Origin of the sequence: Streptomyces sp. NPDC004609, from assembly GCF_042873655.1 — a bacterium.
Classification (GTDB): Bacteria; Actinomycetota; Actinomycetes; order Streptomycetales; family Streptomycetaceae; genus Streptomyces.
The window spans coordinates 76,206-89,554 of record NZ_JBIALS010000003.1 but is presented as its reverse complement, the minus strand read 5'-3'; the positions used below and the strand labels follow the sequence as shown (position 1 = coordinate 89,554).

At 72.3% G+C, this 13,349-nt stretch carries 11 protein-coding genes; 6 read left to right on the top strand and 5 right to left on the bottom strand.

Features of this window, described 5'->3' with window-relative positions:
• Positions 1 to 63: 63 nt before the first annotated feature.
• From ACFYT4_RS03720 to ACFYT4_RS03700, 5 genes are read right to left on the bottom strand one after another with little or no spacing between them, the layout of a single operon-like run.
• On the bottom strand, positions 64 to 1,410 hold the full coding sequence (locus ACFYT4_RS03720; RefSeq protein WP_389264904.1) for a cytochrome P450: 1,347 nt from the start codon (positions 1,408 to 1,410) through the stop codon (positions 64 to 66).
• Positions 1,407 to 2,108, bottom strand: coding sequence for an ATP/GTP-binding protein (locus ACFYT4_RS03715; RefSeq protein WP_389264903.1), 702 nt, complete (start codon positions 2,106 to 2,108; stop codon positions 1,407 to 1,409). Before ACFYT4_RS03715 ends, ACFYT4_RS03720 begins: the two co-directional genes overlap by 4 nt.
• Positions 2,086 to 2,445 carry a DUF742 domain-containing protein gene (locus ACFYT4_RS03710; protein ID WP_389264901.1) on the bottom strand — a complete coding sequence of 120 codons (360 nt, stop codon included), beginning with the start codon at positions 2,443 to 2,445 and terminating at the stop codon, positions 2,086 to 2,088. Before ACFYT4_RS03710 ends, ACFYT4_RS03715 begins: the two co-directional genes overlap by 23 nt.
• The gene (locus ACFYT4_RS03705; RefSeq protein WP_389264899.1) at positions 2,442 to 2,888 is read right to left on the bottom strand and encodes a roadblock/LC7 domain-containing protein; all 447 of its coding nucleotides are present in this window, start codon (positions 2,886 to 2,888) and stop codon (positions 2,442 to 2,444) included. Before ACFYT4_RS03705 ends, ACFYT4_RS03710 begins: the two co-directional genes overlap by 4 nt.
• Positions 2,885 to 5,203, bottom strand: coding sequence for an ATP-binding protein (locus ACFYT4_RS03700; protein WP_389264897.1), 2,319 nt, complete (start codon positions 5,201 to 5,203; stop codon positions 2,885 to 2,887). The genes ACFYT4_RS03705 and ACFYT4_RS03700 overlap by 4 nt, the downstream gene beginning before the upstream one ends.
• Before the next feature lie 474 nt (positions 5,204 to 5,677).
• On the opposite strand from ACFYT4_RS03700, the gene ACFYT4_RS03695 reads away from it, so the two are divergent.
• The 6 genes from ACFYT4_RS03695 to ACFYT4_RS03670 all read left to right on the top strand — a co-directional run bounded on the left by ACFYT4_RS03695 (position 5,678) and on the right by ACFYT4_RS03670 (position 12,860).
• Complete coding sequence (locus tag ACFYT4_RS03695) at positions 5,678 to 6,754, top strand: GNAT family N-acetyltransferase (RefSeq protein WP_389264896.1); 1,077 nt, start codon at positions 5,678 to 5,680, stop codon at positions 6,752 to 6,754.
• A 47-nt stretch (positions 6,755 to 6,801) separates the two neighbouring features.
• Positions 6,802 to 8,091: a glycosyltransferase gene (locus ACFYT4_RS03690; RefSeq protein WP_389264894.1), complete on the top strand. Its 1,290-nt coding sequence runs from the start codon at positions 6,802 to 6,804 to the stop codon at positions 8,089 to 8,091.
• A 35-nt stretch (positions 8,092 to 8,126) separates the two neighbouring features.
• Positions 8,127 to 8,903 (top strand): polysaccharide deacetylase family protein, encoded by a 777-nt coding sequence (locus ACFYT4_RS03685; protein WP_389265278.1) that lies wholly within the window; start codon positions 8,127 to 8,129, stop codon positions 8,901 to 8,903.
• Between the two features lie 98 nt (positions 8,904 to 9,001).
• Positions 9,002 to 11,353 (top strand): hypothetical protein, encoded by a 2,352-nt coding sequence (locus ACFYT4_RS03680; protein ID WP_389264892.1) that lies wholly within the window; start codon positions 9,002 to 9,004, stop codon positions 11,351 to 11,353.
• On the top strand, positions 11,353 to 11,754 hold the full coding sequence (locus tag ACFYT4_RS03675; RefSeq protein ID WP_389264891.1) for a hypothetical protein: 402 nt from the start codon (positions 11,353 to 11,355) through the stop codon (positions 11,752 to 11,754). Before ACFYT4_RS03680 ends, ACFYT4_RS03675 begins: the two co-directional genes overlap by 1 nt.
• Positions 11,754 to 12,860 (top strand): glycoside hydrolase family 26 protein, encoded by a 1,107-nt coding sequence (locus ACFYT4_RS03670; RefSeq protein WP_389264889.1) that lies wholly within the window; start codon positions 11,754 to 11,756, stop codon positions 12,858 to 12,860. Before ACFYT4_RS03675 ends, ACFYT4_RS03670 begins: the two co-directional genes overlap by 1 nt.
• The last annotated feature ends 489 nt before the right edge of the window (positions 12,861 to 13,349 follow it).

The window sequence follows — 13,349 nt, the reverse complement described above, 5'->3', positions numbered from 1 at the left end:
CGCTCCCCGGCTGCGGCCCGTCCGCCGGCCTCCGCGGAGGGCACCGGGCGGCCCCGCGCCGGGTCAGCGGGTGTTCGGGGTCTGGTCCTGTGAGCCGCGGGGCATCAGAGGTTCACCGAAGCGGACGGGAAGCGCCGCCAGACCCTTGGACCACGGTGACCTGATCCACGCCAGGTCGGACTCCGGTACCGCCAGCTCCAGATCGGGCAGCCGGTGGCGGATGGTGTCCACGGCGGTACGGGTGATCAGCCGGGCCGGGTCCTGCGCGGGGCAGGTGTGCGGGCCGGCGCCGAACGCCAGATGGGAGCGGTTGCCGATCACCGGTGCGCCGTTCGCGGGCAGGATCTCGGGGTCCTGGTTGGCCGCCGCCAGTCCGAGCAGCAGCATGTCACCGGCGCGGATGCGCTGGCGGCCGAGGACCAGATCGCGGGTGGCGTAGCGCGCGGGGAAGTTCTGGGTCGGCGGGTGGCGCCACAGCACCAGGTCGAGCGCGTCGTCCACGGTGAGGTGCCCTCGGGTGAGGGACGAGCGGAAGGCGGGGTCGCAGAGCAGGACGCGCAGGGTGGTGGCGATCCAGTTCACGGTGGTCTGCTGGCCCGCGACGAACATCACCACCAGGTTGTGCAGCACCTCCTCGTCGGTGAGTTCCGCCGGGTGGTTGAGCAGTGAGGACGTGATGTCCTCGCCCGGCCGGCGGCGCTTCTCCTTGATGAGCGCCGTCAGGAGGGTGTCCATCCGCTTGCCGGCGTTCACGGAGTCCGCGTTGGTGGCGACCATGCCCGCGATGCCCTGCACCAGTTGCTGCCCGGTCCGGTCATCGAGACCGAGAAGCCCGATGATCACCTGGAGCGGCAGCTTGCGGGCGTAGTGCGGCACGAGATCGGCCTCGCGCCGGTCGGCGAAGGAGGCGATCAGCCCCTCGGCCATCGCCCGGACGCTGCGGCGCAGTTCATGACCGTTGATCCCGGCGATCGCGTCGGACACGGCGGTACGCATCCGGCGGTGCTGCTGCCCGTCCGTGAACAGCAGCGCGGGCCGCCAGCCCACCATCGGCATGATGGGCGACTCCGGCGGCACCCGGCCCTCGCGCAGCAGGGTCCAGCGGCGCGGGTCGTGCGAGAAGTCCTGCTCCTCGCGGGTGAGCCGCAGCAGCTCGCGGTGACCGAGCACCAGCCAGGCCCCGATGCCCGGCGCGATGGTCACCGGGGCCACCGGGCCGTACTCGCGGCGCAGTTCCTCGTAGAACGCGGGCAGGGTGTCACCGTCGAGGTCCGGACCGTACAGCGCGGGTGCGGCGGGACCGCGCCCCGTGCCCGCCGCACTGGGCCGGGGACCGGCCTGGAGACCGGGCTGGAGACCCGCGGGGGCGGGGGAGTGCTGCGCGGGTACGGAGTGCTGCGGGAAGTTCATGAACGCTCCGTCACTGGGTGGGGGCCCTCGTGGGCGTCGTCGACGAGATGGCGCAGCAGGGCGATGAGCGCCCGCACCGAGGAGCGCAGATCCCGGGCGTCGCAGGAGACGAGCGGGGTGTCGGGCAGCAGATCGAGGGCGGCGCGCAGTTCGTGCTCCTCGTGCCGGGGGCTGCCGGGGAACGCGTTGACGGCGACGGCGAACGGCAGCCTCAGATCCTCCAGATTGCCGATGGCGTCGAAGGACGCGCCCAGATCACGGGTGTCGACGAGCGCAAGCGCCCCGAGGGCGCCCCGCGCCAGATCCCGCCACGCGGGCAGGAACCGCTGCTGGCCCGGGGTGCCGAACAGATAGAGCACCAGCGCGCCGTCGATGGTCATCCGGCCGAAGTCGAGAGCGACGGTGGTGGTCGTCTTGCCGGGGTGGACCCGGGTGTCGACCTGGGCGCCCGCCTGGGTCATGACCTCCTCGGTGGACAGCGGCTTGATCTCCGAGACGGTGCGGATCAGCGTGGTCTTGCCGACTCCGAGCGGGCCGACGACGAGGATCTTGGCCGCGCCCGCGACGGTGGCGGTGACGTACTTGCCGTGCTGTGGCCCCGCGCCGGGAGACGCGGAGGTGCCGGGACCCTGTGGGGGGAGGGTGCCCGGGTGTCCCGACGCCCGGGCATGGGCGTCAGAGACGGCTTTCGAGGCCATGGAGAACCTTTCTCAGCATGGTCACATCGGCTCGATCGGCCGGTGGGATGGGGGGACGTATCACGATCAGACCCCACTGGACGAGGTCCGACAGCAATACCTGCACCACCGAGGGCGGCTGGCCGAGATGGGCGGCCACCTCGGCGACCGACAGCAGACCCTGGCAATGACGCAGGATCATGTGATGCTCCGGCTGGAGGGACGCGGGAAAGGCGGCGTCCGTGGCCATCACCAGGGTCTCCCACGACAGCGGCTCACTTCCGGTGTCGGAGCGGCCCCCGGTGATCACATACGGCCTGACCGCGGAGGTGGTCCGTTCCTCCGGACGGTCCGTCATGACGAACCGGTCACCGGATCCCTCGGCCGGCTGCCCAGGTGCGCTCCTATCTTGGCCACCAGCAGCTGCATCTGCTGGGCGACCAGGCCGACATCCGCGTCGGTGCCGGTGGCCACGCCGAGATGGGCGCCCACCCCGGCGTGGGTGAAGAGCACGAAGCCGTGCTCCGACTCCAGCATCAGCTGGCGGACCCCGGCGCCGGAGCCGAACACCAGCGAGGCGGTGGAGCGCCCCGTCATGTTCATCGCGGCACAGGCGGCGGAGAGCGACTCGGCCTCGCCGACGCTGAGCGCGGCCACCGGGCCGGTGAGCTGCTCGGCGGAGGCGTGCCCGAGGCGCAGTCCGTCCTCGGAGACGACGACGACGTGGCGTACGCCGGGGATCTCGGTCAGAGGGCGGAGCATCCAGCCCAGGTCGGGAAGTCTCGTTATGGTCCCGGTCACGGCCGGCCTCCCTGATACGCGTCGGGTGCGGTGGTCTGGGGCTGGGTCGTGCTGTGGCCGGCGGCGGCCGCGCGGCCCCGGCGGGTGCCGGACACCACACTGGCGACCGAGGCCCCCGCGGCCTCCGGCGTCCAGGCGGGCCGCTCGGGCAGCGGCGGCGCGGGCGGCTGCGGCTGGAGTGCCTGCTGGGCCGCCGCCTCGACGGCGGCACCGCGCCGGCTGCGTCTGCGGGGCAGCGCGTCACGGGTGTCGGACCGCCCCTGCACCGCGTCCTGCTGGGCGGTGGGGGGCTGCGCGGTGGGGTGCTGGGCCGCCGTGCCCCGGTGCGGGACGGCGGGCGCGGGGGAGCGCGGTGCGGTGGCGCCGCGATACCCGGCCGCCTGGTAGGCGGGCCCGTACGGCACGGGGGTGTGCTCTCCGGGGCCGTACCCGTCGTCGTCGCCCGGTGCTCCGCTCTCGTAGATGGCGGGGACACCGGTGGCGCGCGCCCCGTGGGCCCCGGCGCCGTGGGACCCCCCGGTCCCGGTCCGCCGCGCTCCGGTGTCGTACGGGCCGGTCGTCCCCGGCCCCGAGTCGTACGGGCCGGTCGTACGGGACCGAGTGTCGTACGGGCCGGAGGCGCCGGTGCCGGTTGCCCCGGTGGTGTACGCGCCCGGAGTTCCGGTCCCGCGCGCGCCCGGATCGTACGGACCGGAGGCCCCGGTGCCGGCTGCCCCGGTCGTACCGGGCCCCGTGCCGTACGCCGTACCGTGCCCCGTGTTCCCGGTTCCCCGGGCGCGGGCGGTGTGCGGGCCCGGGTCGTACGGCTCATGACCGCGGCCGTGGGCGGGCCCCGGTACCGGCCCGCGGCCCGGACCCGTGCCCGTAGCCCTGTCGCCGCCGGGAGGCGGACCGTCGTACGACCCGGTGCCACGCGGCCCCGCACCCGTACCCCTTCCCGTGACATACGGGTCGGTCGCGTACGGGCCGGTCACCCGCGCACCCGTGCCATGGGCGCTCCGGTGCGCGCCCGTCGGCCAGTCGTGGTCCCGCAGCCGCTCCCGCTGCGGGGGCACGGTGTTCTCGTGCGAACCGTGCGAACCGTGCGAACTGTGCGTGCTGTGCGTGCCGTGAGCGCCATGGGCGCCATGGGCGCCATGGGCGCCGTGCGCCGCCTCGTGCGTACCGTGCCTCCCCTGTGTTTCATGCGCCTCGCGCGGCGCCGAGAAGTGGGACAGCGGCTCGGTCAGCAGCCGGTACGGCACGAACGTCACCGCCCGGGTCCCCCCGTACGCCGACGCGCCGGTCAGCTCGACGCCGAAGCCCATCTCGCGGGTCCAGCGCCCGACACAGGCGAGGCCGAGCCGCGGCACCGCGCCGAGGTTCGCCAGGTCCAGCTCGTCGCGGAGCCTGGCCGTCGCCTGCTGCATCACGTCGGGCGGCATGCCGAGGCCCGCGTCGTCGATCTCCACGACCGCCCCCGCGCCGACCTCGCGGATGGTGACCACGACCTGGGTGCGGGAGGGGGAGAACACCGTCGCGTTCTCCAGCAGCTCCGCGAGGCTGTGCATCAGGCCCTCCACCGCGGGCGGCACCACGTACAGCGTCTGGCCGCCGTGGATCTCGACCCGGGTGAACTCCACGATCCGGGACTGGGCCCCGCGCACACAGTCGTAGAGCGACACCGGCCGGGTCTCGCGGCGGGCGGGCCAGACCCCGCACATGACCAGCAGGGTCTGGGCCTTGCGGGTCATCTGGGCCGCCGCGTGGTCGGCCTTCATCACCTCGGCCATCAGCCGCGGGTCCTCGATGGTCCGCTCCACCGAGTCGAGCACCTGCTGCTGGACCGTGGCCATCGCGTGCATGTTGCGGGCGACGGACTCGAAGGCCGCCTGCACGGAGTCGCGCAGGGCGCGCTCCCGGCGGACGGCCTCGTCCGAGCCCAGCGCCTCGATCACGGCGTCCAGCGCCCCGGCGAACTCCTCACCGATGTCGGCGGCCGGTGAGAGAGGGCCGGGAACACCGTCCAGCCGCTGCCCCGCGCGGAGCCGCTCGGCGATCGCGGGTATCCGCACGGACGCGAGATGCGCCACTTCCGCGCTGCGGGCGTCGGCGGTCAGCAGCCCGGCCCGGTAGCGGGCGCGCCGACTGCTCAGCAGCCTTAACAACAGGAGCGTCCAGGAGAGCGCCAGCACCGCGACGGCCGCGCACGCGCCCGCGAGGATCTGACGCCACTCCGCCGCGGTGTACAGCGCGGTGAGGGCGCCCGCCGCGCCGACGGCCATCAGGGTCAGCAGCGGCCACCAGACCGGGGCACGGTCGCTCGCGCGGCTCATCACGCGGTCCCCGGCGCTCTGCGCCGCCCCGCAGGTCCGGACGGACCGGGCGCCGCGGACGGCACAGACGGTCCCGGCCTGCTCGGTTTGTCACTTTTGAGAATCAGGTCACTGCAAAACACGGCTGTATGGACCAGGATCACTGCAGACTGAGTCCTTCCCGGACACGTCGGACACCCGCAGGGGGACGGGAGCAATCAGAATCCTACGATCAACGGGGCCTGTTCGAATATCAGTTGGCCAACTCAGGTCAAGATCGGACGTTACGTCCCACTCAGAACTCGGGCATCACACGTATCGTGTTTCCCAAATCTTCACAGGTCCGTCACGGGATGACCGGGCCGACTGCCCTGGTGTGATATCCCCGGTAGCGTCCTGCTCCGGGGAAATGCACACTGGGGAGGACCAGGGGGGTCAAAATTGAGCGCCGTACAGAACGGTGTCGCGCACAAGCGCGCCGCCACCATTCGTGGCTTGCGCATCCGTGTGGTGAAACCAGCTGAACTGGACGAATCGGAGATCAACTCCTGGCGGGAACTGCGCGCCGGTTCCGGCGCACCGGCCAGCCCGTTCATGGAACCCGAATTCACCCGTGCCGTGGGCCGGGTCAGCCCGGCCGCCCGGGTGGCCGTCCTGACCCGGGACGGGGCGTCGGCCGGATTCTTCCCGTACGAACGCGGACCCCTCGGCCACGGCCGGGCGATCGGCTTCGGCGTCTCCGACTGCCAGGGCGCGATCATGGCGCCCGGCCTGGGCATCACCGCGCGTGAACTGCTCCAGGCCTGTGGGCTGTCCACCTGGGAGTACGACAACCTCGAAGCGGGCCAGGACCTGTTCATCCCCTCGGCGGCCGAGCGGTTCGAGGCGCCGATCGCGGACATCGGCGACGGCTTCCCCGCGTACGAGGAGCGGCTGCGGGCCGAGTCCCCCAAGTTCCTCAAGTCCACCCTCGCCAAGGAGCGCCGGCTCGGGCGCCGGGAGGGCGAGGTGCGCTTCGTCTTCGACGAGCGCGACCCCGAGCTGCTGCGCACGCTCACCGGATGGAAGTCCGCGCAGTACCGCAGGACCGGCCGCCGCGACCGGTTCGCCAAGGAGTGGATAGCCGGCCTGGTGAAGCTGCTCCACGAGGAGCGCACTCCCGGCTGCTCCGGGGTGCTCTCCGTGCTGTACGCGGGGGACCGGCCCGTCGCCGCGCACTTCGGACTGCGCTCCCGGACCGTGCTGTGCTGCTGGTTCCCGGCGTACGACGTCGAGTTCGCCCGTTACTCGCCCGGGCTCATCCTCCATCTGCGCATGCTGGAGGCCGCCGCGGGCCACGGCATCGGCATGTTCGACTTCGGCCGGGGCGACGCCGTCTACAAGGACGCTTTCAAGACCGGCGGGCTGGAGGTCTACGAGGGCTTCTCGTCCCGTCCCGGACCGGGGGCCGCGCTCCAGTGGGTGGCCCGCGAGCCCGTGCGGCGCGCCCACGGATTCGTGCGCGAGCGGCCGGCCCTCGCCCACCACGCGAAGCAGACGCTGAACCGGCTGGGCAAGCTGCGGGGCAACTGACGCCCGAGCCCCGCGCGGCCGTGAGCCCATTCGAAACAAGGAACCGGATGAACACCCAACCACCGAAGCCGGGCCCGATCCACGTCGCCCAGCTCGATCTGGACGGCCCCGACGGCGAGGTCCTGTCCTTCGGCCCCGCGCTGGGGGCCGGGCCCGCCATCACCGGGGGCGACGTCTACACCCTGGTCCGGATCGGGGGCCGCCCGGTCGCCACGGTCGTCAGCCGGGTCCCGCCCGGCAAGACACCCGCCGACGCGGTCGCCGCCGACGCCCGCGCCCAGCTGGCCCGTACCGGGACACCCGACCCGGGCGCCGTCCGGGCGGTCCCGCCGCGCACCAGCGTCGTCGTCGCCACGCGTGAGCGCGCCGACCAGCTCGCCCGCGCGCTGGACTCGCTGCTCGCCCAGGACCACCCCGACTTCGAGGTCGTCGTCGTCGACAACGCGCCCGTGACGAGTGCCACGGAGGACCTGGTCGAGAACAAGTACGCGGCGCGGGGCGTGCGTTATGTGCGCGAGGCCGTGCCGGGGCTCGCGATCGCGCACAACCGGGGGGTCGCCGTCGCCACCGGCGAGATCGTGGCGTTCACGGACGACGACGTGGTCGCGGACCCGAACTGGCTGACCGCCCTCACCGCGCCTTTCGCCACCGACCCGGGGCTCGGCTGCACCACCGGACTGATCCTGCCCGCGAAGCTCGGGACGCCCGCCCAGATCCTGCTGGAGAGCCACGGCGGCTTCGCGAAGGGCTTCACGCCCCGGACGTACGACCCGGCGGACCCGCCCGCCGACGAGCCGCTGTTCCCCTTCACGGCGGGCAGCTTCGGCTCCGGCGCGAACATGGCGTTCCGCGCCTCGGTGATCAGGTCCGTCGGCGGCTTCGACCCGGCGACCGGCACCGGCACCCCCGCCCGGGGCGGCGACGATCTGTACGCGTTCGTCAGCGTGCTGGCCGCGGGCCACCGGCTGCGCTACAGCCCGGACGCCCTGGTCTGGCACCACCACCGCGAGACCTGGAAGGACCTCACCAACCAGGCGTACGGATACGGCGCCGGGCTCACCGCGTATCTGACCGCGACGCTGGTCCGCCGCCCCGCGCTGCTGCCCGCGCTGCTGCGCCGGCTGCCCGGCGGCCTCGCGCGCGCCCGGGCCATCACCGCCCGCAGGGACTCCGGCGGCGCGGCCGTGCCCGGGGCCCACGGCGCGCACGACTACCCGTGGCCGCGCCATCTCTCCCGGCTGGAGCGCCGGGGCATGCTGGCCGGGCCCCTCGGTTATGTGAAGGCGCGCCGCAAGGTCCGCGGCGTACGCCTGCCGTGGAACACGGAGCTGCCGTGACCGGGGCCGGCGGGACGGCCGCGCCCACCGTCCCCGTGTTGCTCTACCACTGCGTCGTGGAGGATCCGCCCGCGTGGATCGCGGAGTTCTCGGTCACCCCCGAGGTCTTCCGGCGGCATCTCGACGCGATCGTGGGCAGCGGGCGCACCCCGGTCACGATCAGTACGCTCGTCGCGCATCTGTCGGGCGGCGCTCCCCTGCCCGAGAGGCCCGTGGCGATCACCTTCGACGACGGGTTCGCCGATCTGCCGGGGCCGACCGCCGAACTGCTCGCCGAGCGCTCGATCGTGTCGACCGCGTATCTCACCACCGGGGCCATCACACCGGGCCGGACCAGTCTGCTGCCGCCCGCGCCCATGATGACGCTCTCGCAGGTGCCGCTGCTGGAGCAGTACGGCATGGAGATCGGCACGCACACGATCACCCACGCCCAGCTGGACACCCTGAAGGCGGCCGAACTGCGCCGGGAGCTGCGCGAGCCCAAGGACGTGCTGGAGGATGTGCTCGGCCACGAGGTGGGGCATCTCGCGTACCCGCACGGCTACAACAGCCGGGGTGTGCGCAGGGCCGCGCTCCGCGAGGGCTACGCCTCGGCGGTCGCGGTGCGGCACGCGCTGAGTTCACAGACGGACGAGATGTACCGCATCGCCCGGCTCATCGTCCGCCGTACCCATACGGTGGCGGACGTCGAGGGGTGGATGGCGGGCCGGGGGGCGAAGGTCGCGCCGTTCCGCGACGCGCTTCCGACGGTCGGATGGCGGTGGTACCGGCGTGCTCGCGCGACGGTCAAGGGTCCGCGCTTCGCGGGATAGGTCAGGAGACCCAGGTGCAAGAGAGTCCCCGTCGGGACGGAAGTGACGGTTCCGACACTCCGCCGGAGGACCGGCGGCCCACGCCGGGCGGCGAGACCATGCGGCTTCCCGTCCTGGGCGGCGGCACCCGCGGCCGTACGGGCAAGGGCGCCGGTACCGCCGGCGGTTCCGGTACCGGCGGCGGCCGCGCGGGTACGGGCGGTACGGGCGGCACCGCGGGTACGGGCACGGCGGACGCGCCCGGCGGGGGCAGGGCCTCCGGCGGCGGCCGTCGCGGGAAGGCGGGTGGCACGGCGACCGCGGGCGGCGCCTCGGGCCGTACCGCGAAAAAGGACGGCACCGGCGGCGGTACGGGAGAAGCCACCGCGACCGGCACCGATGCCACCACCGGCCGCACCACCGGCCCCGGCACCGCGACCGGCGGCACCACCGGCGGCAGCGAGACCATGCAGCTCCGCGTACCCCCGCAGCTCACCGCCCTCGCGGAGGGCGCCACCGCCGACGGGACCGCCGGGACCGGCAGACGGCGCGGCCCCCAGCGGAAGGGACTCATCCCTCCCGGCCTGTTCAAGGGCGATCTGCTGCTCGCCTGGCTGCCGCTGGCGCTGGCGGTCGTCCTGTGGCTGGTGTCGCTGCCGTTCGTCGGCCATCGGACCATGGGCGACTACGGCCTCCTGGACCGGATGCCCGTCACCTTCTACCTGGCGCTCGCCGTTCTCACCTGCGGCTTCCTCTTCAGTCTGCGCCGCGCGGGCACGGCTCCCTGGTGGCCCGCCGCCTACTGCGTCGGCCTGCTGTTCGCCCTCAAGGCCGTACCGGCGGTCCTGTACGACGCGGTGCGCTACCCCTGGGCGTCCAAGCACGACGCGGTCATCAACCAACTGCTGCTGAACGGTGAGCTGAACCCGTACCGCGTCCAGTCCGGCAACATGGGCGCGTACGAGCAGTGGCCCGGCTTCTTCTCCCTGAACGCCGCCATGGTGCGGACCTTCGGAGTCGAGAGCGCCGCCGCGTACGTCAACTGGGCGCCAATCGTCCTCGGTCTGCTGATGATGCCGGTGCTGGTCGTGATCTACCGCACCTTCACCGAGGACTGGCGGCTGGTGTGGGTCGGCGTCTGGATCTTCCAGGCCGCCAACTGGGTCGGCCAGGACTACCTCGCCCCGCAGGGCTTCACCTTCCTGCTGCACCTGACCGTGCTGGCCGTGGTGCTGCGCCACTTCGTCCTGCCCGGCTCGGCGGGACCGCTGCGCGACCGCACCCTGCTCGATCCGGTGGCCGCGCCCGTACCGCCGCCGACGACCGTGCGCCAGCGGGCCGTCTGCATCGCGATCCTCGTTCCGCTGATCTTCGCGATCAACGCCTCCCACCAGCTCACCCCGGTCATGCTCTGCGTCTCGCTCACCGCGCTGATGCTCACCCGCCGCTACCGCAACTGGGGTGTGCTGGCGACCGCCGTCGTCATCATGCTGTTCTGGGACCTGACCATGGGCCGCCCGCTGTTCATGGAGACGCTGGGCACCCTCAAGGACTCCATCGGCCGGCTGATGGAGAACTCCCGCGCGGGATACGCCGGACAGCTCACCGGCCCCGGGCCCGAGCTGGCCGGGCGCGCCAACATCATCATGGTGCTGTCGGTCGCGCTCCTCGCCGGGATCGCGCTGCTCGCGCGCCGCAAGCTGATCCGCAGCGCGCTGCCGCTGCTGCTGGTGTCGGCCGCGCCCGTGCCGCTGTTCGCCGTCAACGACTACGGCGGCGAGATGCTGTTCCGCGTCTACCTCTTCGGGCTGCCCGGCGCCGCGTTCTTCGCCGCCGCCGCGCTCGTACCGGCAGCGGCCGGAGCGGGGGCCAAGGCCGGGGCGGCCACGGGCGCGCCCCCCGGATCAGCCGCGGCCGGAACCCCAGGGGCGCGGCGGCGGACCGGACGGGGAGACCTGCGGACCAGGGTCACCGCGATCGCGCTGCCGGCCGTTCTGGTGGCGCTGGTGGCGGGCTTCATGCCCTCGTACTACGGCAAGGAGAAGATGTACTACACGCCTCCGGCGGAGACGGCCATGGTCACCCGTGCCATCGACCGGGCCCCCAAGGACGCGCTCATCCTCGCCACGACCGGCTCCTTCCCGCAGGCTCTGCACCGCTACGAGAAGGTCGAGCACTGGTTCTTCGCCGAGCAGGAACTGCCGGAGAACGAGAAGATGCTGAAGGACCCGGCGAAGTACCTGGCCGAGGGGATTCCGGGCGGGGTCCCCGCGGCGATCGTGATCCTCACCCGCACCCAGGACATCTACAGCGCGGGCGAGGGGCTGCTGCCACCCGGCGGCTTCGACGAACTGCGCGAGAAGCTGGAGGCATCGCCGCTGTTCCAGGTGATCGAGGAGCATCCGTACGGAGTCGTACTGGAATACCGGCCGGCCGGCACGCCCGGAACCCGAAGTGGGGGAACCTCCTGATGAAGAAGGTCGACGAGACCCGGCTCAGAGTCATCATGGCGGCGTCCGGATGGGTGGCGCTCACGGCGACCGCCCTGCCCGAGGGCTGGCCGGTGCGCTGGATTCCGGCACTGCTGTTCATCTGCTTCGGGCCCGGACTGGCCGTCCTCCTGCCCCGGCCCGAGGGGCTGCGGGAGGGGGCCAGGCTGGAGGTGTGGGCGCTGGCCGCACCGCTCAGCCTCTCCCTCGGAGTGCTGATCTCGACCGGGCTCTTCCTGCTGGAGGTGTTCTCGGCGACGGCGTTCCTGGTGCCGCTTGCCCTGATCACGACCGTGGCGGCGTTCCTGCCCGGCTTCCCGCTGCCCGCCGCCCTGCCCGGTGCCGCCGAGCGTGTCAAACGCAAACACGCGGACATCGGTTGATGAGCAGGCACCGCGCCGGGCCCCGGCGGCTGTACGCCGTCGTCCTGGTCGCGATGGCGCTGTTCGTCGCCGGAATCGGCGTCTGGGCGGGCGGCTTCGGGGGCAAGGGCGACGAGGACCTCCCCAAGAACGCGGCCTCCGGCACCCTGCCGACGGGGCCCTGCGCACCGGACGACAAGCTGGCGCCGGAGTGCGGGGCCTGGTGGGGGGCGTACATCCCGTACGACGAGAAGGGCTCCCTCACCGAGCCGGTGTACGCCTTCGAGAAGAAGATCGGCCGGAAGCTCGACCTCGTCTATACGTATCACGACATGTCGGGCAACGATCTCGACGGGAAGCTGCTCACCGACGAGGAGCAGGAGCTGGGCCGCGACCGCATGCTGATGCTGGCGTGGGAGTCCACGGTGTGGACCGAGCCGCATCACGAGAACTACACGGAGACACAGCTCGGCTGGAAGAACATCGCCTCCGGGCAGTACGACGAGGAGATCATCGACCCGCAGATCCGCCGGATCAAGGCGTACGGCAAGCGGGTCTTCTTCTCCTTCGACCAGGAGGTCGACGCCCGGATCAAGGAGGGCGCTGGCACACCCGCCGAGTACGTCGCCGCCTACCGGCATCTGTACGAGCGCTTCGAGAAGCTGGGCGCCGACAACGTGGTGTGGGTGTGGACGGTCTCCGGCTATCTCGGCAGCGCGGACGAGATGAAGCAGCTCTACCCGGGCGACGACTACGTCGACTGGATCGGCATGGACCAGTACAACTACTTCGGCTGCCACAACACCGACAACTGGAAGGACTTCGAGGAGAGCCAGCGCCCCACGTACGACTGGCTGCTGGAGAACATCTCCGCGGAGAAGCCCCTGATGATGGCGGAATTCGCGACGGCGCCCGATCTCGCGGACCCAGATCGCCAGTACCAGTGGTACAAGGAGATTCCGTCGGTCATCGGCTCCATGCCCAAGGTCAAGGCGATGGTCCACTGGAACCGCGCGACCTCGGACGAGAAGAGATGCGACCTCACGGTCAACGAGGGCCCGGCGCTGAAGGGGTACCGCGAGGCGGGCGAGAGCCGCTACTTCCGCCAGACGGTCCCGACGCGCTGACCCCGGGGCGCGGCCCGTGTTCCCGCCCCGGGCGCGGGCCCTCGGTCCTCAATCGCCGGACGGGCTTGGTTTGTGCCCCCCGTTGGTCCCGTGACCGTCCTTGTGCGTGCCCTTCGTCCTCAATCGCCGGACGGGCTTGATGGGCGCCCCCACCGGTTCCGTGACCGCGCTTGCGCGCGCCCTTCGTCCCCAATCGCCGGACGGGCTTGGTTTGTGCCCCCGTTGGTCCCGTGACCGGCCTTGTTCGCACCCTTCGTCCTCAATCGCCGGACGGCTCGGTGGTTCGGACCGGGGCGACCCCGGCAGATTCAGCCCCGCCGGCGTTTGAGGCGCGGTGCGCGCCTGCCCGGAAGGCGGGGTGACGTACGGCGTCACGCCCACGAGGGAGCCGGGACAGATGAAGGAGCCGCCCTTGCGGCGACAGCGGCCGCGGGTGGCCATGCCCGCGCACCGAGGCCCCCGCGGAGTGATCTGGCTCACATGCTGTTA